At 69.4% G+C, this 24,038-nt stretch carries 21 protein-coding genes; 13 read left to right on the top strand and 8 right to left on the bottom strand.

Going from position 1 to position 24,038, the window contains the following annotated elements; genetic code table 11:
* Window positions 1–20: 20 nt before the first annotated feature.
* Window positions 21–1,388 carry a threonine/serine exporter family protein gene (locus DYE07_RS09130; RefSeq protein WP_006945152.1) on the top strand — a complete coding sequence of 456 codons (1,368 nt, stop codon included), beginning with the start codon at window positions 21–23 and terminating at the stop codon, window positions 1,386–1,388.
* Window positions 1,389–1,468: 80 nt separating this feature from the next.
* Here the strand turns inward: DYE07_RS09130 and DYE07_RS09125 are convergent, their stop codons facing one another.
* The 4 genes from DYE07_RS09125 to DYE07_RS09110 all read right to left on the bottom strand — a co-directional run bounded on the left by DYE07_RS09125 (window position 1,469) and on the right by DYE07_RS09110 (window position 5,716).
* A complete protein-coding gene (locus DYE07_RS09125) occupies window positions 1,469–1,984 on the bottom strand; it encodes a DUF1697 domain-containing protein (protein WP_040014596.1) in 516 nt (171 codons plus the stop codon).
* A 149-nt stretch (window positions 1,985–2,133) separates the two neighbouring features.
* Window positions 2,134–3,687 carry an amino acid permease gene (locus DYE07_RS09120; RefSeq protein WP_115296814.1) on the bottom strand — a complete coding sequence of 518 codons (1,554 nt, stop codon included), beginning with the start codon at window positions 3,685–3,687 and terminating at the stop codon, window positions 2,134–2,136.
* A 205-nt stretch (window positions 3,688–3,892) separates the two neighbouring features.
* Window positions 3,893–4,576, bottom strand: a complete 684-nt coding sequence (locus tag DYE07_RS09115) for an HAD family hydrolase (RefSeq protein ID WP_115296813.1) — start codon at window positions 4,574–4,576, stop codon at window positions 3,893–3,895.
* A gap of 78 nt (window positions 4,577–4,654) precedes the next feature.
* Window positions 4,655–5,716 carry a DUF5336 domain-containing protein gene (locus tag DYE07_RS09110; RefSeq protein ID WP_115296812.1) on the bottom strand — a complete coding sequence of 354 codons (1,062 nt, stop codon included), beginning with the start codon at window positions 5,714–5,716 and terminating at the stop codon, window positions 4,655–4,657.
* Between the two features lie 249 nt (window positions 5,717–5,965).
* On the opposite strand from DYE07_RS09110, the gene DYE07_RS09105 reads away from it, so the two are divergent.
* The 12 genes from DYE07_RS09105 (at window position 5,966) to DYE07_RS09055 (ending at window position 19,020) form a co-directional block, all read left to right on the top strand.
* A complete protein-coding gene (locus DYE07_RS09105; RefSeq protein WP_074046402.1) occupies window positions 5,966–6,883 on the top strand; it encodes a hypothetical protein in 918 nt (305 codons plus the stop codon).
* Window positions 6,884–7,057: 174 nt separating this feature from the next.
* Window positions 7,058–8,326, top strand: a complete 1,269-nt coding sequence (locus DYE07_RS09100) for a hydroxyacid-oxoacid transhydrogenase (protein ID WP_115296811.1) — start codon at window positions 7,058–7,060, stop codon at window positions 8,324–8,326.
* Window positions 8,327–8,832: 506 nt separating this feature from the next.
* Window positions 8,833–9,066, top strand: a complete 234-nt coding sequence (locus DYE07_RS09095; protein ID WP_038569865.1) for a hypothetical protein — start codon at window positions 8,833–8,835, stop codon at window positions 9,064–9,066.
* 305 nt (window positions 9,067–9,371) lie between these two features.
* A complete protein-coding gene (locus DYE07_RS09090; protein WP_115296810.1) occupies window positions 9,372–10,085 on the top strand; it encodes a DsbA family oxidoreductase in 714 nt (237 codons plus the stop codon).
* 199 nt (window positions 10,086–10,284) lie between these two features.
* Window positions 10,285–11,238, top strand: coding sequence for a glycosyltransferase (locus DYE07_RS09085; protein ID WP_074040500.1), 954 nt, complete (start codon window positions 10,285–10,287; stop codon window positions 11,236–11,238).
* The gene (locus tag DYE07_RS09080) at window positions 11,235–13,643 is read left to right on the top strand and encodes a glycosyltransferase family protein (RefSeq protein WP_147286913.1); all 2,409 of its coding nucleotides are present in this window, start codon (window positions 11,235–11,237) and stop codon (window positions 13,641–13,643) included. The genes DYE07_RS09085 and DYE07_RS09080 overlap by 4 nt, the downstream gene beginning before the upstream one ends.
* Before the next feature lie 152 nt (window positions 13,644–13,795).
* Complete coding sequence (locus tag DYE07_RS09075; RefSeq protein WP_115296808.1) at window positions 13,796–15,277, top strand: ferredoxin reductase family protein; 1,482 nt, start codon at window positions 13,796–13,798, stop codon at window positions 15,275–15,277.
* Between the two features lie 29 nt (window positions 15,278–15,306).
* The gene (locus tag DYE07_RS09070) at window positions 15,307–15,825 is read left to right on the top strand and encodes an FMN-binding protein (protein WP_074040838.1); all 519 of its coding nucleotides are present in this window, start codon (window positions 15,307–15,309) and stop codon (window positions 15,823–15,825) included.
* A 40-nt stretch (window positions 15,826–15,865) separates the two neighbouring features.
* Window positions 15,866–16,681, top strand: a complete 816-nt coding sequence (locus DYE07_RS09065) for an FAD:protein FMN transferase (RefSeq protein WP_083603971.1) — start codon at window positions 15,866–15,868, stop codon at window positions 16,679–16,681.
* Window positions 16,682–16,922: 241 nt separating this feature from the next.
* Window positions 16,923–18,296: a threonine/serine exporter family protein gene (locus tag DYE07_RS09060; protein WP_202775032.1), complete on the top strand. Its 1,374-nt coding sequence runs from the start codon at window positions 16,923–16,925 to the stop codon at window positions 18,294–18,296.
* A gap of 14 nt (window positions 18,297–18,310) precedes the next feature.
* On the top strand, window positions 18,311–18,472 hold the full coding sequence (locus DYE07_RS14755; protein ID WP_006945173.1) for a hypothetical protein: 162 nt from the start codon (window positions 18,311–18,313) through the stop codon (window positions 18,470–18,472).
* Window positions 18,473–18,633: 161 nt separating this feature from the next.
* Window positions 18,634–19,020, top strand: a complete 387-nt coding sequence (locus DYE07_RS09055; RefSeq protein WP_074046410.1) for a hypothetical protein — start codon at window positions 18,634–18,636, stop codon at window positions 19,018–19,020.
* Between the two features lie 273 nt (window positions 19,021–19,293).
* On the opposite strand, the gene DYE07_RS09050 is transcribed toward DYE07_RS09055, so the two are convergent.
* The 4 genes from DYE07_RS09050 to DYE07_RS09035 all read right to left on the bottom strand — a co-directional run bounded on the left by DYE07_RS09050 (window position 19,294) and on the right by DYE07_RS09035 (window position 23,998).
* Window positions 19,294–20,583, bottom strand: coding sequence for a lipase family protein (locus DYE07_RS09050; protein WP_115296807.1), 1,290 nt, complete (start codon window positions 20,581–20,583; stop codon window positions 19,294–19,296).
* A gap of 272 nt (window positions 20,584–20,855) precedes the next feature.
* Window positions 20,856–21,848 carry a hypothetical protein gene (locus DYE07_RS09045; RefSeq protein ID WP_006945018.1) on the bottom strand — a complete coding sequence of 331 codons (993 nt, stop codon included), beginning with the start codon at window positions 21,846–21,848 and terminating at the stop codon, window positions 20,856–20,858.
* Between the two features lie 189 nt (window positions 21,849–22,037).
* Window positions 22,038–22,559: a 2'-5' RNA ligase family protein gene (locus DYE07_RS09040; RefSeq protein ID WP_115296806.1), complete on the bottom strand. Its 522-nt coding sequence runs from the start codon at window positions 22,557–22,559 to the stop codon at window positions 22,038–22,040.
* 116 nt (window positions 22,560–22,675) lie between these two features.
* Window positions 22,676–23,998, bottom strand: a complete 1,323-nt coding sequence (locus DYE07_RS09035) for a hypothetical protein (protein ID WP_115296805.1) — start codon at window positions 23,996–23,998, stop codon at window positions 22,676–22,678.
* Between the last annotated feature and the right edge of the window lie 40 nt (window positions 23,999–24,038).

Here is a 24,038-nt window from a genome sequence, read left to right as displayed (position 1 = left end):
CGTCCTGACACCGTGACGGCGTGCCTTCCTCCCGCCCCATCGACGACCTGTTCACGTTCACCCTGCGCGCCGGAAGCATGTTGCTGCGCAACGGATCTCCGTCGGCCAACGTCACCCAGGCCATGCTGACGATCACCCGCGTCAACGGTTTCGCGACCACGACGGCGAACGTCACGATGGGTCAGATCACGCTCAGCTACACGCCCGCGGACGACGCGACACCCGTCACGCGCGTTCAGACCGTCGGCGCGGCCGGCCTCGACGTGCACGTGCTGACGGTGCTCGAACACATCGTCGAGGATGTCGTCACCTCACGCATCGACATCCGTGAAGCGCTGCGACGTCTCGACGAGCTGGAGGCCGAACCGCCGCAGACGCGCACTCTCAAGACGCTCGGCACAGCGGCGATGGGCTTCGGGTTCGCGTGGCTGCTCGGCGGGTCGCTGGGCGTCTGCCTCATCGCGACGGTGTGCGCCGTCATCATCGACGTCGTCAGCGCCTGGCTCGCACGCGTGCAGCTGCCGTCGTACTACGGACGCGCGATCGCCGCCGGGCTCGCCGTCGCGACAGGTGCGGTGCTCGTCGCAGTGTTCCCGATCGGCTCGCCGGGCGTCATCATCACCGCCGCGCTCGTGACGCAGCTGGCCGGCAGCGCCTCCGTCAGCGCCATCCAGGACCTGTTGACGGGCTGGTACCTGACGGCCTGCGGGCGCCTCATCGAATCGACGATCCTGACGCTCGGGCTCGTCGTCGGCGCCATCGGCGCGGTGTACGGCGTGGCGCACGTCGGCGTGCATCTCGACATCGAGAAGACCGGCAACGGCAACCCCGTCGCGTGGCAGACGACGCTCGCCGCCGCGCTCATCGCCATCGGATTCGCGCTGCTCAGCCACGCACGCTGGCGCCACCTGCCGCTGTTCGCGCTGCTCGGCGCCGCGGCGCGCGCCATCTACCTGCTGCTCAGCGCCGCCGGGATCTCCAACTTCACCGCGACGAGCGTCGCCGCGATGGGGCTCGGCATCGTCAGCGTCGTCATGGCACGCCCGACGCACCTGCCGACGTCCGGCGCCCTCGACGTCGCCATCTCGCCGCTCGTGCCGGGCATGGTGCTCTACAAGGGGTTCGCGGCGCTCGCGACGCACTCGGGTAGCGCCGGCGCGTACCTGTTCGAAGCGATGGCCGTCGCCCTTGCCATCGGCACCGGCGCCGTCCTCGGGCAGTTCATCGCGAGTCGCTCCCTGTGGAGCGCCCGCAGCGTCCAGTACAAGCACGCGTCGCAGCACGGCGACGCCGACCTCGACGACACCGAGTTCGCCGCCAAGGGCCTGTCGACACCCGACTTCCGCCGTCCGTTCATCGACCACGGCGGTGAAGCGCCTCGGGGGTGACGGGCTGGTGAGGCGGAGTTACCCGCCACCGGCCGTTGCCCGATGGTGCGTGTGCTGGTACTGGTGCTGGTGCTGGTGCGTCAGGCGAGCATCTTCTCGAGGGTGTTGAGGTTGCGCGTGGTGGTCGTCGACTTCCAGCGCGGGCGGGCGAGCACCTTTGCGACGGGCGACGTGGTCGTGGCGCCCTTGAGGGTTCGCCAGTAGAGGTCGTCGCCGGCGGCCAGGACGTGTTCGTCGCAGGGGTTGGCGTCGATGGCGGCCTGAGCGTCGTCATAGGCGGGCGCGCCCCCGAGCACGACGTAGCGGTGGTGGGCGTCGTCGGGCGTGAACGGCCAGGCGTCGACGATGTTCGCGAGCTCGTCCGCGTCACGCACGAGAACGTAGGCTTCGTAGCCGAACTCGTCGCTCAGGACACGCTCGGCGAGTGTTTTGAGGTCGTCGGCGGGGCCGTCGAACGCGAGACGGACGTTGCCCGTCGCGAGCCACGTCGTCACCTCGCGGGCACCCGCCTCCGTCAGCACTTCGCGCAAACGCGGCATGGGCACGCGCACGCCCCCGACGTTGATGCCGCGCAGGAACATGACGTAGGTGCTCACAGCTCGATCCTGCCACCCGACGTCGCGTTCGCCGCCGAAGCCGAGGGCTCGGGGTGAAGGCGGGCGAAAATCGCACATGTGGACAGGAATCGCCGTTGTGGACGCCGTTCACCGATGGGGGCAGGAATCGCAAGGGTGGACGGGAGTGCTCAGGCGTCGTTGCGGTGAGCCTCGGTCGAGGTAGCCGTCGTGTCGTCGGCATCGTCGGGGTCATCGGGGTCGTCGTGTTCGGCGAGCCCCTGCTCGGCGGCCTCGACGATCTCTTCGTCCGAGCCACCCGTGAAGCCGTGACGGGCGAACGCCGCGACGAGCACGATCGCTGCCACCGCGAGCGAGAACCACAGGTTCTGCGATTGGCCGTCGTCGAACGCCATCATGACGAGGATGAGCAGGATGAACGCGATCGTCGCGTACGTCAGCCACGGAAACAGCCACATGCGCACCCGGACCGTCGTGCCTGCCGCGTCCATCGCGCGGCGCGAGCGCAGCTGCGTGAACGAGATGCACAGGTACACGAACAGTGCCGCACATCCGGCCGTCGACAGCAGGTAGGCGAAGATCTTGTCGGGCAGCACGTAGTTGAGGGCGACGCAGAAGAAGCCGACGACAACGCTCGCGAGGATCGCCGCGACGGGCACGCCGCGCTTGTTCGTCCGCCCGAACGACTTCGGCGCGTCACCACGCCGGCCCAGGCTGAACGCCATGCGGCTCGCGGTGTAGAGCGCCGAGTTGAGGCAGCTCGCGACGGCCGTCAGGATCGCGAGGTCGAGGACGGTCGTCAGTCGGCCGAGCCCGATCGTCTCGAGCGTGTACTGGTACGAACCCTTGGACGCGAGGTCGGGGCTCGTCCAGTCGACGAGGCACACGACGACCATGATCGAACCCAGGTAGAAGATCGAGATGCGCCAGATGACGCTGTTGACGGCCTTGCGGATGCCGCCGACGGGGTTGTTGGACTCGGCCGCGGCGATCGTCACGATCTCGGTGCCGAGGTACGTCGTCGTGGTCGTCAGCATCGCGGCGAAGATGCCGCCGACGCCGCCACCGAAGAACCCGTGGTCGGTGAGGCCGTGCACGCCGGAGACGTCGCTCGTCGGCAGGATGCCGAGGATCGCCAGTACGCCGAGCGCGATGAACCCGATGATGATGACGACCTTGATGAGCGCGAACCAGAACTCGAACTCGCCGTAGTTGCCGACGCTGACGAGGTTCGTCGCCGTCAGGATCGCCGTGATGAGGAACGCGAACACCCATTGCGGCCAGTCGATCCAGTTGTGCAGGATCGTCGCGCCGGCGGTCGCCTCGACGGGGATGATGAGCGCCCACGCCCACCAGTACAGCCAGCCGATCGAGAACCCGGCCCACTTGCCGAGCGCGCGGTCGGCGTAGACGCTGAACGAACCCGTATCCGGGTTGACGGTCGCCATCTCGCCGAGCATGCGCATGACGAGGACGACGACGAGACCGGCCGCCGCATAGCTGATGATGGCGCTCGGGCCGGCCAGCTGGATCGCGTTCGCCGAGCCGACGAACAGGCCGGCGCCGATGACGCCGGCGATCGAGATCATCGTGACGTGACGCGGTTTCAGCCCCGATTCGAGGGCGCCCAGTGGGGCGTCGTCGGTGGGCGGCTGGGAGGACGATTTCGACGGTTCGGGCGAGACGGGCGAGGCCCGTCTGTCGCCACCGGCTTGAGTCGACATGTCAACACCGTCCCCTGTTCAACGGGTGATTGCCACTCGGACGGTCGGCGAGTCCGGGATGTGACGCACGTCCGACCCGGGACGAGTGGGGTGAGAACGAGCGAAATGGTCGAACACGAGCGCTGTGCCGCTCGCATTCGAACATTTCGCTCGATGTCTTCGGGGTGCCCCCAGCCAGATGGACCTACGGGCCCGATCTACGGCGTCAGTTCAGGCGGTCGAGCCAGGTGCCGTCGCGCAGGTCGGTGATGGCGTCGACGACGTCGGTGGCGCCCGCGTCATGCATCTCGGCGGCGGAGAAACCGCCGGTGCGCAGCCCCATCGTCGACATGCCGGCCTTCTTCGCGGCCTCGACGTCCCACGTCGCGTCGCCGATGAGGACGCCCTTCGAGCCGCCTGCCTCCTTCAGCGCGACCTCGAGGATGTCGGGTTCGGGCTTGCTGTTGTCGGCGTCGTCGGAGGAGGTGACGGCGTCGAAGTCGTCGCGCGTCAGCCCGACCTTCTCGAGCGCGGCGTCGGTGAACTCCTCCTTGCCGCTGCTCGCGAGCGCCACCTTGTAGCCCTTGCTGCGCGCGGCGCGCACGGCGTCGGCGGCGCCGTCGAATCCGCGCACCTCGGGCAGGAGCTTCTCGTACTCCTCCTCCCACGCGTCGCGCAGGTCGCCGCCGTGCTTGCTCTCGACGTCGTCGCCGACGATGCTCGGGACGAGCTGGTCGCCGCCCATGCCGATCGAGCGGTGCACGCGCCACAGCGGCGGATACAGGTCGAAGCGCGCGAACGCGCGCGCCCACGCGATGGCGTGGTGGTACGTCGAGTCGATGAGAGTGCCGTCGACGTCGAACAGGACGGTGTCGACGGCCCCGGAAGCCTGCTGCGAATCGTCAGTCATGCCACCATCCTTGCCCGTTCGCGGCACCCGACGCAATGAACGCGGCGCCCCCGCGACCGGCGCCGGGCGACGGCCGGTTCAGCGGCGCAACGTGCCGAACACTGTCGCAGCAGTGGCGATGATGCTGAAGAACACCACCATGACCAGCCCCCACGCCATGTAGGACCCGACGTTGACCGCGTCGATGAGACCGATCAACGCGCACAATCCCGCCGCGACGACAGCGCCCCACAGTGCTTTCGGCGGAAGCTTCCCGGCGAGGAACGCCCCGACGAGACCCGCCGCCGCCAATGCGAACAGCAACACGAAGACGCCGTCACCGTTCATTCCCGACGCGGAGATGCCGAACACACTCGCCCAGAGGCCGATGCACCCCAGCATGACGAACAGCTGGGCGAGAAGTGAGGCCGCCAGCGCCGAATTGCCCAGGTGCAACGTGCCGTCGGGCTGACGCAGAGGGGCCGCCCCCTTCGCGGGCGCGCCCTTGGTGTTCCAGTTGGTGGGGGCACCCTGAGCATTCCATGGGTTGCCCGGCGCAGCGCCCGGGCCCCGTCCGTCCGAAGCGCCCCACGGCACCCCTTGCTGACCGTACTGCCCGCCTGCGGACTGGTCGTACTGCCCGCCTCCAGCACCCTGCTGCCCCTGGTACCCGGGCGACGCATGCCACTGACCGCCTGACGAGAAGGGCGCACCAGCCTGCTGGTCGTGGGGAGAGTTCTGGAACCCGTGGTTCGAGAAGGCGTGGCCCTGAAGACCGTACTGCTGACCCTGCTGGTGGGCATCGTGCTGTCCGGGTTGAGGCTGCTGCTGCCCGTATGGTCGGCCGTCCTGCCACGCTGCGGAATGTGGCCCGCTCGCGTCCTGCCATCGCTGTGAATCATGGGACTCGCCCTGCTCTGCGCGGGTCGCGCTCTGCTGTCCGTAGCTCTGGCCCTGAGACGTGTGAGACGGGTACTCGCTCGCCGATTCACCTGTCCTTCCCTGCGGACCGCGCTGCTCGTGCGCCTGGGCGTAGCCGCCGTCGAGTCGTGCATCATTCTGGTCAACCGATCGATCCGACGTGTCGTTGCGGGCGACTTCGCGCTCGGAAGCGCCGTCGATGCGGGACGAGCCGCCCTCCGGGGTGGTGTTGTCGGTCATCGGACTGCCTTTGCTGTCGAGTGAGGTCGGGCGGGGTCGCGAACCACGCCCGACCAGTATGACGCCGCTCACGCTCGCGGGGTGAGAAGCGTCCGCACGTGAAAGTATTCCGGCCGGCTAGGTAGCGGCGCATCGTGCCCGAGAACGCGTCAAGCACGACGCGATTTCGGGCAATGATGCTGCGACGGGGGTGCGACGCCGGCTGATGCCGTCCGGGGCACGGGCAGTTGCCGCGCCTACGATGAAGACATGATCGACCCGAGCCGCCACGCCGTGCTGTGGCTGCTCATCTTCTTCGTCCTCGCGACGGCCGCGACGCGCACCGCGACGCGCTACATCCGTCACCGCGCCGACCAGGCCGAGGCGTACCTCAAGGAGAACGCCGAGCCGGGCATGTTCCGCAACATCGCCATCGCGGGCATCCACATCCACCATCAGGTGTGGGGCATCCTCATGCTGCTTTTCAGCGGCCTCATGCTCATCACGTACCTGCCCGAGCGCGGCCTGTGGCTCGACGTGCTCGCGGCCATCTTCGGCACGGGAGCCGCCCTCACCCTCGACGAGTTCGCGATGTGGCTGCACCTCGAAGACGTGTACTGGCAGGAGGAGGGACGCCAGTCGATCAGCGCCCTGCTCGTCGCCGTCGCCATCACCGCAGCCCTCGTCCTGGGCGCGAACCCGCTCGACATCGTCCCCGGCAGCGACGGAGTGCCCGGCGTCGTCGTCGCGGTGGGCATCGTCATCAACTTCGGGTTCGTCGTCCTGACGATCCTCAAGGGCAAGCTGCTGACGGGGTTGATCGGCGTGTTCGTGCCCGGTCTCGCCGTCGTGGGCGCCGTGCGCGTTGCGAAACCCGGATCGTGGTGGGCGACCAAGCGATACAGGACGGGCGGGTGGCTCGATCGGCGCTCCCACGCGCGTTTCAACGACGCCTACGACGAACGCTGGAACGCCGTGCGCGACTTCATCGGCGGCCGCCCCTACCCGCGCGAACAGATGCGCGCGACGATGCGCTCACAGATGCAGGCCGCGCGCCAGCGCCGTCAGGAACTGCCGCTCGAGCGCGCGCAGGCCCGCGTCGCGCGTGAGATGCGCCGGCATGAGCGGCTGACGGCCGCGCAGGTGCGGCGATCGTCGACGCGGGCGCGCTCGAGACGTCGACGCTGACGCGGCGGGGCGACGCCCGACGCCCCACACGGCGCGGAACTGCACCACGTGGGGCGTTCGCGCCGACCAATTGCCCCACTCGGCGATCTGCGCCGAGTGGGACGTCACGAGGTTCAGAACAGTTCCGCCCCGGGCCAGGTGCCTTGTTCGTTTCACTCGCGTACCGTCGAACCCATGGACGAGACGGTGTTCACCTACGGCAGCCCCCAACTGAAGTTCGGCCCCGGAGCCATCGACGAGATCGCCTGGGACGCATCCAATCTCGGCGCGCGCAGCGTCGCCGTCGTGAGTGATCCGGGCGTCGCGGACGCAGGCATCACGCAACGCGTCGCCGACGTCCTGACGGGCGGTGACATCAGCGTCGACACCTTCACCGGCGCCCGCGTCGAGCCGAGCGACGCCTCGTTGCAGGAAGCCACCGACTGGGCCCGCAAGAACGGGCCGTGGGACGCGATCGTCGCCGTCGGGGGTGGCTCGAGCATCGACACAGCCAAGGCCATCGCCCTCATGACGACGAACGACGGCGACCTCGTCGACTACATCAACGCGCCCGTCGGTGGCGGCAAGAACCCGACGAAGCCGCTCGTGCCCGTCATCGCCGTGCCGACGACGACCGGCACGGGCAGCGAGTCGACGACGATCTGCGTCCTCGACGTGCTCGAAGCGAACGTCAAGACGGGCATCAGCCATGCGTCGCTGCGCCCGCGGCTCGCCGTCATCGACCCGCAATTGACGATGACGCAGCCCGCCGGCGTCACCGCGGCCGCGGGCATGGACATCCTCTGCCACGCCCTCGAGAGCTACACGGCCAAGCCGTACACCGAATTCGCCGCCAAGCGTGCCGAGCAGCGCGTGCCGTACTGCGGCGCCAACCCGATCAGCGACATGTGGTCGCGCGAAGCCGTGCGTCTGCTCGCGACGTCGTTCCGCACCGCCGTCGCGGACGGTGACGACGTGGACGCGCGCGGCGCGATGGCGCTCGCGGCGACGTTCGCGGGCATGGGGTTCGGCAACGCCGGCGTCCACGTGCCGCACGCCTGCGCCTACCCGATCGCCGGCATGGTGCGCGACTTCCGCCCCGACGGCTATGACGCCGACCACCCGATGGTGCCGCACGGCATGGCCGTCGCGATGACGGCGCCCGCCGCGTTCGCGCTGCTCTACCCCGCCGACCCGGGGCGTCACCACGAGATGGCCGCGTTGCTGGAACCGGACACCGCCGGCAGCGACCTCGGCCGCGATGCGCTGCCCGACGCCCTGCGTCGCCTCATGCGCGACATCGGCCTGCCCAACGGCCTTGTTGCACTGGGTTATTCGCACGGCGACCTGCCGCAGCTCGTCGACGGCGCGATGAAGCAGCAGCGCCTGCTCGCGACGGCGCCCGTCGACATCACCGAGACCGACGTCGAACGCGTGCTGCGAGACTCGATGACGCTCTGGTGACGACGCCCCTGCCGTGAGGTGGGCGCTATGGTGGGGCACGGCATCGCGGGACGTCGGCCGCTGCGGGGTGTTCACAGGTGGCCGGGCCTATAAGGCGCCCGCCCGTCCCCCTCTGCGATTCGCGCATCGATTCCGTCGTCACGCCGGGCCCCTGGCATGACGCCGCCCTCGTCCGGCTCGCCGGTTCTGACGACGAGCGTCCGATGGGCTTTCCGGCTCAGTACGCCGAGCGCATCGCGAAGATCGGCGACAAGCCCCTGCGCAGACGGGTGAGGCCCGGTCGCCCGCGTGACGACGGCAGGACGCCGCAGCCCGTCAGCGTCCGGCGACCGTCACAGGTGATGCGCCCAGACGATCGGTCCCGACCGCGAGCGCACTGGCGCCTGACCCGCGACCGACGACGCCGGCAGCGACGCCGGCGTCAGCGTCAACGTCCGAGCTGCAGCGCGATCATCGGCGCGAGGGTGCGGACGACGTCGCGCGGCGGCATGGAGGCGATCGGCTCGATGCTGTTCATCTCCAACCCGATCTCGGGCCTCGCGACCGGCCCGCAGTGGCTGCCGCACCCCTGGGGCACGATCGGGCAGTTCCTGCCCGTCGGTGCGGCCGGCACCGCGCTGCGATCAGTCGCCTACTTCGACGGGCGCGGGGCGTCTCAGGCCTGGATCGTCCTGCTCTGCTGGGCCTTCGGCGGGTTCGTCCTGCTGTCGCTCGGCAAGTGGCGCAAGACAGCGCACTGACGGCCAGCCCGGGCGCGACGAGCGACGCGGCATCATCCGGGCGCCGATCCATCATGGCTGGCTCGGCGCCCGCGCCATGTCGTGGCGGGCCTGTCGCGCACCGGGCGAATCGGGCACAGGCGAGTCGGGCGCGGGCATTGCGCAGAACACGGCGGTGCAGGAGTACGTGAGTCGGGCACGGGGCGCTCGGGCGGGGCGAATCGGGCGCAGCCTTGTCATGCACCCGCTTCCGGCCGTCGGCGGGACGGATCGTCGCAGCCAGCACATGTCGGAATAGTTGAACATTCAACGGTATTGACACCCGTATGAAGATCGACATCTGGAGCGACATCGTCTGCCCGTTCTGCGTCATCGGCAAGCGTCACCTCGAGCTGGCGCTCGAGAACTTCGAGCACGCGGACGACGTCGAGATCGTCTGGCACAGCTACGAACTCGACCCGAGCATAGAGCGTGAGCCCGGCCGCACGCTCGTCGACACGATTGCGACGAAGTACGGCATCAGCGCCGAGCAGTCGGCGGCGAGCCAGCGGGACGTCGCAGCGCGCGCGGCCGCCGTCGGCCTGACGTTCAACTGGCAGGACGCGAAGTACGGCAACACGTTCGACGCGCACCGCCTCATCCATCTCGCAGCGCATCACGGACTCGCGACCGCGGCGGAGACGCGCCTCATGCACGCGTACTTCACAGAGGGCGTCTCGATCGGCGACGTCGACGAACTGCAGCGTCTCGGCGAGGAGATCGGGTTGCCCGCCGACGACGTCCGCCGCGTCCTGGCCGGTGACGAGTTCACTCAGGACGTGCGCGCCGACGAAGCGGCGGCGCGTCAGATCGGCATCACCGGTGTGCCGTTCTTCGTCCTCGACGAGCGCCTCGCCGTCTCCGGTGCGCAGCCCGTCGAGACGTTCGAGCGCGCCCTGACGCAGGCCTGGCAGGGTCGTACGGCCACCTCGGACGCCGGCAGGGCCTCAGGCACTCATGGCCAAGCCGGCACCTGCGACGCTGACCACTGCGCCATCTGACCGAGGGCCCGTACCCATCTGCGATTTTCGTACCCGTTTTCCGGGAGCAAATGTGGACGAACATCGCAGACGGGTACAGCGCCGTCGTCCCCGAAGACCGCGACAGAGACGCACCCCCACGCGATGAATTGCGATCCGAAGACGGCGTCACCCGCGCGTCCTGCGGCGTTCACCCCCTGCGGCTTCGTACAATCGCGCCATGACTGTCGACGCCCCCGAGCGCCATATGAGTGAGATGAACATCGCGGCCATCGTGCCCTGCTACAACGAGGAAGTCGCGATCCCGACCGTGATCCGCGACCTCAAGGCCGCCGTTCCGGGCATCACGGTGTACGTCTACGACAACAACTCGAGCGACCGCACGTCGCAGGTCGCCGCCGAGGCCGGCGCCATCGTCCGCTTCGAGCAGCGCAAGGGCAAGGGCAACGTCGTGCGCCGCGCCTTCGCCGACATCGACGCCGACATCTACCTCCTCATCGACGGTGACGACACCTACGACGCCGCCGCGGCGCCTCACATGATCGAGACGCTCCTGTCGGGCCCGTACGACCACGTGCTCGGCGTGCGCACCGAGGACTCGGACGAGTCGGCCTACCGCCCCGGCCACGCCGCCGGCAACAAGGCGTTCAACAACCTCGTCGGCCGCCTGTTCGGTGAGCCGGTCACGGACATGCTCTCCGGCTACCGCATCTTCAGCCGACGCTTCGTCAAGTCCTTCCCTGCCCTCTCGCGCGAGTTCGAGATCGAGACCGAGCTGACGGTCCACGCCGTCAACCTGCGCGTGCCGCAGGTCGAGGTCCCCGTCGGGTTCAAGGACCGCCCCGAGGGCAGTGAGTCGAAGCTGCGCACGTACCACGACGGCTTCCGCATCCTGCGCGTCATCGCCACGCTGCTGCAGTACGAACGCCCTGTCGCCTTCTTCGGCGGCATCGGAGCGTTGTTCCTGCTGCTGTCGACCGTGATGAGCATCCCGCTGTTCCTCACCTACGCCGACACGCACACCGTGCCGCGGCTCCCCACCGCCATCTTCGTCACGGGGCTCGCGATCGTGGGGGCATTGGCAATCGTCGTCGGCATCATCCTCAACGGCAACCTGCGCCAGCGGCAGGAGAACGCCCGCCTGGCCTACCTGCGGCTCCCCCCGGTCGCGTGAGCACCGTCACAGGGCGCCAGAGCGGCAGCGCAGAACGGCGACGCTTCAGCTTCTCGAGATCACGCCCCGCCATCATCGCCTCAGGCCTCGTGGTGCTCGCCGTCCTGCTCGCGAACGCCGTCTACCTGCTCGGCGTCCGCAGCAATGACCCGATGCTGTACCACTCGGGGCTCGGCTCGCCGACGCATGGGCTGACGGACATCGGCCCCGACAGCGGGCACTATCCCCACACCATCGACGCCAACGACGGGTGGACGGTGCAGTCGCTCGGCAAGCTGTCGGCGCAGATGTGGAAGAACGGGCAGGTGCCGCTGTGGAACCCGTTCGAGGGGCTCGGGCAGCCGTTGGCGGGCGAACAGCAGTCCGCCGCGTTCTTCCAGCCGTTCATCATGCTCAACCTGCTGCCCAATGGCTCGTTCCTCATGCACCTCGCGCTCGAGCTGGTCGCCGGCCTCACGATGCTGGCCTTCCTGCGCAGCCTGCGCCTCACCTGGGTGGCCTCCACCGTCGGCGGCATCCTGTTCGCGATCAACGGAGTCTTCTCCGTCATGACGAACGCGCCGTTCAACCCCATCGCCTTCCTGCCGATGGTGCTGTGGGGCGTCGAGCTCGTCGCCTCCGACGTCCGACGCCGCACCCGGCCGCGCGTGGGCATCGTCGTCATCGCGCTCGGCCTGGCGTGGATGCTGTCAGCCGGGTTCCCCGAGACGGCCCTCATCCAGGGGCTCGTGATCGCCGCATGGGTGCTGGTACGCACCCCCGCGCTCGCACCGAGTCGCCTGCGTTTCCTGATGTGGAACGGCGTCGGGGCCGTCGCCGGAATCGCGCTCGCTGCGCCCCTTCTGCTCACCCTGAAGCACTTCCTCGGTTTCGCGTTCACCGCCTACCACGGTGGTGGTGAACGCCCGCCGTGGAGGTACCACGCGTACGCGTTCTACGGCCTCTTCGGTGAATACCTTGCAGGCCCCTTCAGCTCGAGCACCTTGATGAACGGCGTGGCCGGCTACGTGACGCTCGCGTCGCTGCTGTGCGCCGTCATCGGTCTGTTCGGCCGCCACCCACGCGGCGTGAAGATCATGCTCGTCACCCTCATCACGCTGCTCATGCTCAACATGTTCGGCGTCGAGGTCGTCAACAGAGTGCTGTACGCCATCCCCGGTGTCGACCTCGTCCTGCTCTACAAGTACGGCATCATCCTGCTCGTCTTCGCGTTCACGCTGCTGACCGCGTACGGCCTCGACGACCTCGGCCGCGGCCGCGTGCGCCGAGGCGCCGTTTGGACTGCAGCGGCTGTCGCGACGGCGTACGTGACGGCCGGAGTCATCTATCTCGCACTGTCCGACCGCGTGTCCCACCCCACGTGGACGAGCGTCGCCGCGGGACTGTTCGGGTTCGTCATCATGGCGCTGACGGCCGCGTTCGCGTGGGGTTCGCGAGCGAAGGCCGCGGGCCCCGAGACGGGCGGTGCGGGTACGCGCCCCCGTCCGACGAAGCGCGCCGCGAGCGCCGCGCTCGTGGCGGGTCTCGTCATCGTCGCCGAGGCGGGCGCCTCGTACGCGACTCCCCAGCTGAACGCGAGCCCCCCAAAGCCCATTGACACGGCGCCCCCGGCCTACCTCCAGGAGCACCTCGGCACGTCGCGGTTCTTCACCCTCGGGCCGATCCAGCCGAACTACGGTTCGTACTGGCAGATCGCGGAACTCAACGTCAACGACCTGCCGGTGCCGGAGAAGTACAGCACGTACGTCATGGATCATCTGCGGCCACCGAAGGGCACGCCCGCGTACATCAGGCCGACGCGTGGGTTCAACCCCTTCATGCCCTATCTGCTCGTCACCCGTAACTCGCCGGCCTGGGGGCAGAAACGCATCCTCGCGGCATACGGCCAGCAGCAGGCGGCCTACCGTGACGCGGGCGTGAGGTACGTCGTCGCCGCGCCGGGCGTCGTCGACGGCGCGAGCGCCTCACGCCTGGGGCTGCGCCGGGTGTTCGGGTCGAAGAAGGCCGAGATCTTCGAGGACGCCGCGGCCCGCCCGTACTACGACACGCGTGGTGCATGCCGGGTCGAGAAGCAGACGCGCGAATCGGTGACGCTCGACTGTGCCCGGCCGACGACGCTCGTGCGCCGCGAGCTGAGCACGCCGGGATGGTCCGCGACGATCAACGGCACGAAGAAGCACCTGCCCAGTGGGCCGAACCAGCTCTTCCAGACCGTTCGGGCGCCCGGAGGCCGGTCGACGATCAGCTTCGCCTACCAGCCGCCGCACTTCCGAGCGGCCGCGGCGTTGAGCCTGGTGACGCTGGCCGCGCTCTGTCTCCAGCTGGTGCCGTTGCGCACGCGGCGCCGTCGTGAGTCGAGAGGCGAATCTGCTGCCACCCGCTCCGAGGAGCCCCGCTCGCTCTGAACGGGGCGGGCGTACCCATCTGCGATTTTCGTACCCGTTTACCAGGAGTAAATGTGGACGAACATCGCAGATGGGTACGGCTCCGACGCCCTCATAGCCGCCTCACAGCGACGCCATACGGGGTGGTGAAGTGAGGGCGGGACAGTGGCGTCATGAGCACGCAGGTCACCATGCCGCCGACACCGAACAGACTCGGCGCCTCCGCCGCCGCGGCACCACGCGAACCGCGCGTCATCCCCTCCTGGTGGCGTGACACGAGCATCGTCGTCGCCTGGGGCCTCGGCCTGTTCGTCGTCGCCCTGTGGGTGACGAACGGCGGGATTGCCGGCCTGACGTCCACGTCGGGTGTCCTCGACGAATCGGGCCGCCTCACGGGTCTGATCGCGAGCTACCTGCTCCTGCTGCAGGTGCTGCTCATGGCGCGAGTTCCGTTCGTGGAGCAGGCCTTCGGGCAGGATGGGCTGACGCGCCTGCACCGCTGGGTCGGCTTCTCGAGCTTCACGCTGATGCTCGCCCACATCGCCCTCATCACGCTCGGCTACGCCGCCGACGCGCACCAGAGCATCTGGGGGCAGATCGTCGACTTCACCCTCACCTACCCGGCGATGCTGCTCGCCCTGGCCGGAACCGTCGCGCTGTGCCTAGTCGTCGTCACCAGCATCAAACCGCTGCGCCCCGGTAGCGCGACTCGGTCCCCGCGCTCGCGCGCGCTGCGCTACGAGAGCTGGCATCTGCTGCACCTGTACGCCTACCTCGGCGTGGGTCTGGCCCTACCGCACCAGCTGTGGACGGGCCGCGACTTCCTCGCCTCGCCCGTCGCGACGACGTTCTGGTGGGCCCTGTACGCGGCGGTGGCGCTCACCGTCATCGTGTTCCGCGTGCTGCTACCGCTCGCGCGCACCCAGCGCGCCGGCCTGCGCGTGACGAACGTCGAGGAGATCGCGCCCGGCGTTGTCAACGTGAGCGCCGTGGGGCGTGCCACGGCCGCACTCGACGCGCGCGCCGGCCAGTTCCTGCAGTGGCGCTTCGGCGGGCCGGGCGTGACGCGCGCGAACCCGTACTCGCTGTCCGCCGCGCCTCGCGTGAGGGACGACGGGCAGGTCGAGCTACGCTTCACCGCCGCGATGATCGGCGACGGCTCACGCCGCCTGTCGACGCTGACGCCGGGGACGCGCGTCCTCCTCGAAGGACCGTACGGTCGCATGCACGCAGGTGCGGCTCGCACCCGGGCGTCGCTGCTCATCGGCGCCGGAATCGGCATCACGCCGCTACGCGCCCTGCTCGACGAACTGCCGAGCGACCCCGCGACGGGGCGGCTCGACGCGACCGTCATCCACCGTCACAGCACCGACGACGACCTCGTGCTCGACGACGAGATCGAGGCCATCACCGCCGCGCGCGGTGGCCAGTACATCGTGCTGCGCGGCCACCGCATCCCCGGCCGTGAGAGCTGGCTGCCCGAGGATCACCGTCACCTCAGCGACGCCGACGCCCTCTTGCTCGCCTGCCCGGACGTGCGCGAACGCGACGTCTACGTCTGCGGCGGGGCCGGGTGGATGCGCGCGGTCGAGCGGGCGCTGTGCGAGATCGGCGTGCCGCGCGAGCAGATCCACGTCGAGCACTTCACCTACTGAACCTACTGACTTACTGAGCGAGGACGATCATGAAACGCATCACCTGGTGGGCCATGAGCACGCTGACGCTGCTGGTGCTGCTGTTCAGCTACCGCACGTCGACCGAGGCAGTCGCAGCCGGCGGGGCTGGGGCGTCGAACACCGTTGCGATGCAGCAGAACACCACGACGGGCCAGAGCGAGGCGGGATCGACGCAGACGACGACATCGGGGTCCGGCACCGGTTCGGGTTCGACGCCCGCGGCCTCGGCTTCCACGTCCGGCTCGGCGAAGTCCGCGACCTACACGGGCACGAGCGTCGATACGCGTTGGGGGCCGGTGCAGGTGCGCATCACCGTCGCGAACGGAAAGGTCACCTCGTCGGAGGCCATCGTCTACCCGAGCGAGAACTCGCGCGATCAGGAGATCAACTCCGTGGCCATCCCGACGCTCAACTCCGAGGCGACGGGCACGACGACGAGCTCGATCGACATGGTCTCCGGCGCGACGTACACCTCGACGGGCTACATCCAGAGCCTGCAGTCGGCGCTCGACCAGGCCCACATCTGAGCCCGCGATGATGACGACCGCTTCGACGCGAGAAGAGATCATGATGCCCACCACCCCGGAACCGCCGTGGCGCACCCGAGCGTTCGTCGAACACACGATGGGCATGGCCGTCTCGCTCCATATTCGCGTCGCACACGACGAGTTCGACTCACGCACAGACGAACTGGCCGACGCAGCCCACCGCGCCTTCGCCGCCCTGCACCGCGCCGACGACGTGTTCTCGACCTACCGCGCCGACAGCGACCTCATGCGTATTCGCCGCGGTGAGCTCGACGAGACCGAGGCGGACCCCTGGTACGCAGACGTTCGCGCGTTGTGCGAGGAAGCCGCGACCGTCACGAATGGCCTGTTCACGACCGACCTCGTCGGTCCCGACGGCAGCCGCGGGTACGACCCGACGGGCCTCGTCAAGGGTTTCGCCGTCGAGCGTGCCGCCGACGTCCTGCGCGCCGTCCCCGGAATCGTGTTCTGCCTCAACGCCGGCGGTGACCTGACGTGCGACGCGGGGGCGGGCGCGAGTGCAAGCATCGAACGCGTGTGGCGCGTCGGCATCAGCGATCCGCGCGACGCGGCGAGCGTCGTCGCGACGATCGAGCTGACGCAGGGCGCGCTGGCGACATCAGGCACCGCGCAGCGCGGCGCCCACATCGTCGATCCGAGGACGAATGTGGACGAAAATCGCAGAAGAGGACAGGAATCGCCGATGGGGCACGGGTGCGGGTGTGCGAGCGTCACCGTCGTCGGGCCGGATCTGGTCTGGGCCGACGTGTGGGCCACCGCCTGCTTCCTCGAACCCGACGCCCTCGCCTTCAGTCGCATGGCCGCCAGCTACCGCGTCGCGCACCTGCAGGCCTGACACCTCCGCGATTCTCGTCCACTTTTACTGCAGGTAAACAGTTCGGCCACTGGCAGTAAAGGTGGCCGAAAATCGCTGACGTGGACAAGAATCGCCGTCGGGCACGGGCCAGGTGGCCGCGAGTTCTCGGGCGCTGCGACGTCGGGCGGCGACGTCAAACGGCGGGGCTGCGGTGGCGCAGCGACGGGGCGAGGAGCCTTGCGCGGACGCTCGGTGCCTCCGGCGGCTCTAGGATCGCCGGGTGAGCTCGTCCATCCCGTCCGACCCGTCGCCGCAGACGACGCATGCGCGCGACGTCGCGCCGAGCGTCGCGCAAGGGGCCGCGCCGAGGAGCGCGCAAGGTGCCGCGTCCCCCGCTGACGACCGCATGACGCCCGCGCAGACGCGTCAGTTGCTCGTCTATCTCGCGGCTGCTCACATGGCCGCCGGAGCGGGGGCGCACGAGGCGGAGGAGGACGTCGTGCGCGCCGCCCGCGCCATCGGCCTGCCCGGCGTGCAGATGCAGGCCAACCCTAACGGCGTGACGCTGGGACTCGGCCATGGTGAGCCAGCGACGTTCGAGTCCGTCGAGGGTTCGTTGCGACTCGATCAGACGGCGCGTGTCGCCGCGATCCAGCACGGTCTGGAGATGGGGTCGCTGACGCCTGCGGACGCCCTCGCCACGCTGCGCGGCCTGAGGAGGCAACGCGCCCGCTTTCCCGTCGTCGGCATGTACCTCGGCGGCCTCGTCGTCGCAGCGGGCATCGCCGGGATCCTGCAACCGACCTGGTCGAGCGTGCTGTTCGCGGCCCTGGCGAGCCCCGTCACCGTCGCCCTGATCCGCCTGACGGGCCGTCGTCTCGTCCCGGCGGCACTGCTGCCGCTGTTCGCCGGGTTCATCGTCGCGGCCGCCGCGTTTGCCGCCTTCGACGCCGGTCTCGTCGCCAGTCCGCTGCGCACGATGCTGCCACCCGTCGCGGTGCTGCTGCCGGGCGCTCTCATCGTCACGGGCCTCAGCGAACTCGTCGCCGGCGCCATGGTCAGCGGCGCCGCGCGCCTCGCGCACGGCACGGCGCAACTCGTCATGTTCGCCGCAGGCGTCGCCGGCGCGAGCCTGCTGACGCACGCGCCGAGCAGCGCCTTCGTCAACACCCGCGTCGACGAGCTGGGCCCGCTCGCCGGGTTCATCGGCCTCGGGGCGGTGACGATCGGCATCTGCCTCATGGAGTCGGTGCCGCGGCGCCTCGCACCCTGGGTGCTCGCCGTGACGACGCTGACGTACGCGACGCAGTGGTCGATCCAGAACTGGCTCGCCTACCCCGCCTGGGCCGGCGCGTGCGCGGGCGCCTTCATCGCCGCCTTCAGCGCATGGGTGATGGCGCTCGCCCGCCCGACGCTGCCGCGCATGGTGTTGTTCCTGCCGAGTTTCTGGCTGCTCGTGCCCGGCTCGCTGGGGCTCGTCAGCGTCACTCAGCTCGCCATCGACCCGCATGAGTCGTGGAAGACGGCGACGAATGCCTCCGGCGCCATCGTCGGGATCGCTCTCGGGCTCGTGTTCGGCACGAGCGCCGCGCGCGGGCTTCGCGTCACGATCCGACGCACCCGCCGCCGCCGCCGTCCCAACCCGCCCGCCTGATCTACGCTGGAGCGATGACGTCGTCCCCGCGCCTGCGCGCCTTTCTCCTCGCCCTGTGCGGTGTCGCACTGGGCATCGCACTCGCGCGCCTGTCGGGCGGTTCCCTCGCCGTCGTGCTCGCGATCGTCGTCGGCGTCACGTGCTTCATCGTCATGCAGATGCGGCGCGGGGGCTGATAGCCCTGCCCAGGGCAGGCTATCCGGCACCAATCTGACCGAATCGGTGGCGCCGGATGCGCCGTTGCGGGGAAAATGAAGGAACGCGTGTCTGCCGACGCGCTGACGTTCGACGTCGACGCCCGTCGACCTCGCCGAGAGTCCACGCTGAAAGGTCTGGCATGAGCACCTCACCCACGGAGCGTCGCGACGACGACTTCACGTTCCCGACCGCCGCCTGGGTCGCTATCGACGTCACGGCCCTCGGCGTGCTCATCCTGCTGCTGTGGATCTTCCAGCCCGAGAAGGGTCTGCTGCCCGAGCCGAGCTGGCTGATCGACCCCCTCGCCGGCTGGCTGCTCGGCAACGTCCTCGGGTTCGCGGCATACAAGACATTCCTCAAGCTGCCGCCGGCCGGCATGGCGGCGATCTGCCTCGTGCTGGTCGCCCTCTCGCCCGTCATCTTCCTCAAGTACCCGGCCATGGGTGCGTTCTTCGCCGCGCTGGCCATCGGCATCGGCGCGGGTTCGATCATCCACCGAACGCTGATCGAGCGCCGCACGCACTGACGCGTCTCGGCCCCAAGGTCGAGCGCGACACCGCAGCCCCCGTCGACGAGACGGGGGCTGCGGTGTTTCACGTGAAACACGCCGCAGTGTCAGCCCCGCGCGCTCCATGCGCCCCCCCACAACGACGGCAAGGGCGGGCCCCGCCAAACCGCTGCTCACGTTGCCCGGCGGCCGGCTGCAGGCCGGACGGGCCGGTACGAACGAACCGCCCGGAATCACGAGGATTCTCGGGCGGTTCGTCGATCACGCGTCAGATCGCACGGCGTCCCGGTGTCACGGCATCCCGGCGATGGAACCGCAGTTCGACGCCGCGGGCTTGCCGGCGAGACGGTCGACGACCCAGTCACGCGCAGCCGACTGGTCGGTGATGAGCGGGCCGGCGTGGTTGAGGATCGACTTGGTGCCGGCGCTCGGGTTGCTCAGCGGCGCGTACGTGACGTTGGAGCCCTTGCCGCACCAGTCGACTGCGAGCTGGCGGGCTTGGCTGTGCGTGACGAGATCGTCGGCGTTCGCCGTCGCCACGCGCACGGCAGCCGTCGGCTTGAGGCGGCCGATGCGCTGGGCGTCGATGAAGTCGGACAGCGCCGGTTCGCGCGCGACGATCTGCGCGAGCGATTCGCCTGACTTCGTATACTGCTCCGTCTTCTTGCCACCGAACGCGAAGACGGTGTCAGCGGTGCACTGCCCGCTCGTCTTCGCGAGCATCGCCTTGCCGTTGGCGTTGAGGTTGTCGTCGATGATCTTCTGCAGCCCCGGGTATTCGCTGACGGCGCCGTTGATGATGTAGCCGATGACGCCGGCGATCGGGCTGCCGTCGACGCCGGAGAGCACCGAGCTGAGCTCGGCGGGCGGCGCGCCGACGTAGGCGGCCGCGACGTTCAGCTCCGGCGCGTACGTGGGCGCGGCCTCGACGGCTGTGCCGGAAGCGCCGCCACCCTGGGAGTAGCCGTACGTCGCGACCTTGGAGTCGGCCTTGACGCTCGCGCCGGGCACCTTGCGCGCGACGCGCGCCGCGTCGAGAACAGCGTGGGCCTGGTCGGCGCGGTTCATGTAGCTGTGGACGCGGTCGTTCATGCCGAGGCCGACGTAGTCGGTGACGACGACGGCGACTCCCTTCGACAGCAGGTTGTTCATCGCGGTCGTCTCGTAGTTGAGCCCGATCGAGCCGGGAACCTCGAGGTTGAGCGCGGTGGCGAGCATCTTCGACGGCGCGCACTGGTCGCCCTGGCCGATCGTGCCGACGGAGAAGCTGACGACGGGACGCGGGCCCGGGCCCGCCCACTTCGCCCACGGCTCGATGTAGGCGCCGGTGACGGCGGTCGGCTTGTCGTTCGTGTCGCGTGTCGAGTACATGATGCGCGTCGTCTTGCCGTAGACGCCGAGGCCGGTGAAGAACGGCTCACTCTTGATGAGGGTGCCGGGCGTGGCCGGGACGCTGGCGGGCGCGGTGTAGAAGGTTGCGGTGCCGGCCTGGGCGGCGGGCGCTGCAGCCATCGTCGTGACGCAGGCGGTGGAGGTGGCGGCGAACGTGAGAGCGACGGCGGCGAGACGGTTTCGGCGCATGGGGGTTCCTTCGGGCGGCAGGGTTTTCCGGGGACCAGCAGGGAGCGGCCACGCGATGTGACCTACCACACAGTATCTTTTCGCGGGAACGGTTGGGGAATGACGTGCCAAAAGTTACGCGAGCGTAACCGAGGTGCGGGATCCTGAGCCGCGCGTCACGAATGGAAGCCCCGCAGGCCGAAAAGCCCACCCCGGCGCGGCTGGTTGTGCGGTTCCAGAGCCGAAACCCCCTCACGCGCGATCAGATCGCCGAGCCGCCCGGCCAGGCCCCGTCAGGCGCCGAACGCCGATTCCGGTTGACGTTCCTGCGGCGGCACCTCGGCTTCGCCGCCGGCGCCGCGTCCGAGCACCCGGGCGACATCTTGGGCGAGCTGCACCGTCGCGTCGATCTCGACGCGGCGCGTCGACACGCTCTCGATGTTGAAGCCGAACGGCACGTCGAGGTAGCGGCAGAAACGTGCGAGTTCGTGCGCGGCGGCGAGGCAGTGCTCGTAGGACGCCTCGAGGGTGTCGTGGCTGCGGCGCAGTTCGTTGCCGACCCAGCGGGGCACGTCGACGCCGAGCCATTCGAGGAAGTCGAGGGTCTTCTCCGAGCCGCACAGCGACAGCGTGAAGATGAGGCGCGCCGGTCGGATGCCCCGCTCGGCGCAGGCGTAGGCGTAGTCGCTGATCGTGTTCTTCGCCTCACCGGTGTCATAGACGACCTGGCTGACGAAGAACGCCGCACCCGAATCCTGCTTGCGCAGCAGCCGTTCGTGCTCGGCGCTGGTGCGTGCGTGGCGTTCGGGGATGACGACCCCGCCGAGCGTCACGTGCTCGTGCTCGGCGGCGAGGTCGACGGCGCGCGGCAGGCTCGTCCGCACCGGCTTGTCGGACGAACTGGCGCCGACGAAGACGGTCGCGTCACCCTGACGGCGTGAGGTGAGGAAGTCGCGCAGCTGCGCCTCGTCGTACTTGCCGACGCAGCGGTAGACGATCGCGTTACCACCCCACCCGGCGAGCGGGCCGGCGAGGAAGTCGGCCGGGTCCATCGTCTCGAGGTAGGGGAACGGTCGGTCGTCGTCGGTGCGATCCGACTCGTCGTCGAGGTCGTAGAGGATGAGCGCGTCAACGTCGAGGCCGTCGAGACGCGTGAGGGTCGCGTCGGCGATCTCCTGCGCACGTTCGGCACTCGTCGTCGCGCGTGGGGGCGTCATGGCGAACAGCAGCAGTTCACGTTCGTCGGTGACGAGGTCGGCGAAGGTGCGTTCGGCATGGGCGCTCATGACGATCGAGGCTAGGCCCGCACCTCATGAACCCTCGATTCGCGCGCCGACCCGTGAGACGAGCAGCCGTCTACCGCGGACCGAAAGCAGCGGATCATCGCCCGGAAACGCGTCGAGGATGACGCGTTTCCGGGCGATGCCGGCGGCTCTGACGGGTGCCGCGGGGGCTCCGTGGGGCCGGGGGCAACGTCAGGCTCGGGCGAGGACGTCGATCGTCGCGGTCGCGGGATCCCACCACCGCAGACGGTCGGCAACGAGGACGTCAGGCGCCGGCTCACCACCGCGGGCGTCGACGGCGGCCATGGCCTCCCCGAGTCGATCGCGCGGGATGCGCCGACCGAGCGTCACGTGCGGCGTCCACACCGGGTGGCGGACGCGCGGTGACGCCTGGCGCAGCGCCGTCACCTCATCGACGACCGCACGGGGCGGCTCGGCGAGGTGCGCGAGCGTCACCCGTGAGCCCGCGCCGAACGCGATGAGGCCGCGCACGTCGAGACGGATCGGCAACGCGGCGGCGAAGAACTCGCGGGCGCGGGCGACCACGTCGTCGGGAATCGCAGATGCGACGACGAGCGACAGGTGCGGCGCGTTCGTCATGCCACGGTGGTCGAGTTGCGACGGCAGGCCGAGGAATCGCAGCGCCCGCCACTGATCCTCGACGGCGGTGGCGCTGCGCTCGTCGAAGCTCAACTCGAGCGCACAATCGGCCATGACGCGACGCTACCGAGGCCAGAGGATGAAGAAACCACCCCTAGGTGCCCGGTTGAGCCCCAGAGGTGGTTTCGATGCGACGCTCAGGGCCGCGTCAGGCCTGTGATCGGCGACGGTCAGGCCGGCGCGTCGCCGTCGCCGGGATGGTCGGCGGTGTCGTGACGCTCGCGGCGGTCGCGCCGCAGGGGAAGCTCCGCGGTGCGGTCGCCGGCGTCGCCGCGGCCGTCGACGTCATCGTTCGAGGCGGTCTCAGACGCCCGCTCCCGCGACTCGCGCTCGTAGCCGGGCCCCCGCCCGCCCTCCTGCCTGTGCGGCGGGTGGTGGCCGAGTTGATGCTCGACGAACTCGCCGACGGCACCGACGCCGTCGTCGTCACTCGCGTCGACGCCGCCCGGGGCGAAGCGGTAGGTGTTGTTGCCGATCATGAACAGGATCCACAGGCCGATGACGCCCCAGACCGCCACGACCCACAGGGGGCGGGTGAGGTCGACGCCGCCGAAGTAGGCGATCGAGCGCACGGCGTCGACGCCCGCGCCGTTCGGCAGGTACGGGCCGACCGAGCGCCACGGCTCGGGCAGCACGTCGTAGGCGAACGCACCGCCGGCGGAGGGGTTGCCGAGGATGACGAACAGCAGGATCGCGAGGCCCACGCCGAGCGAACCGAATGCCGACGTCAGGCCGAACGTGAACGTGCTGACGGCGAAGACGAGCGCCATGCCCATGGCGGACATCTTCCAGAACGGGCCGGGCAGCGCGTCGAGCATGTGCTGCGCCACCAGGGTGCCGACGATGCCCGAGAGCACCGCGTACGCGGCGAACAGCAGCAGACGCATGCGCGCCCCGATGGCGGTGTGCGAGCGGTTGCCGACGACGGTCGTCATCGACGCGGGAAGCAGGTAGGCGCCGACCATCCAGGCGAGGACGAGATAGAACGCGGCGGTTCCGCGGGCGTCGTCGGGCGCAGCCTTGACGACGTCATGCGTGACGAGGCCGCGCTTCGCGTTCTGTGACGTCTTCGTCGCGACGGTCTGCGCCACCTGAGCGCGCGAGGCGCCTTGAGCCGAGGCGTAGTAGAGCGTGTCCTTCGGGTTCTTCTCCGTCTTGCTCGGGTTGAAGACGTAGACGCCGACGGCCCTGTCCTTCTTCACCTGCTCGATGGCGGCCTTCTCGTCGGTGCTGATCGTCGCGAGCACGGGCTGACCGGCGATGGCGTTGAGCTTGTTCGCAATGTAGCCGGCGTTGCCCTCGGTGTGGCTGACGACGATGAACGGCGCCTTCTTCGCCTCCGGCTTGCCGAAGGCACCCATGTACGACAGCCCCATGAGGCCCTGCACGAGCACGCACATGAGCGCGAGCACGATGAGGCGGGGGGCGAACTGACGGATCTGCTCGCGAGCGGTGGTCTGTGCAGGAGCAGACTCGTCGAGACGCTGCGCCATGGGCTTCCTCCGAAGGACGGGATGCGGGCGGTTTGGTGGG

The sequence above is a fragment of the Dermacoccus nishinomiyaensis genome (genome assembly GCF_900447535.1).
Classification (GTDB): Bacteria; Actinomycetota; Actinomycetes; order Actinomycetales; family Dermatophilaceae; genus Dermacoccus; species Dermacoccus nishinomiyaensis.
Note: the sequence above shows the minus strand (reverse complement) of the source record. Positions and strands in the feature narration are given on the sequence as shown.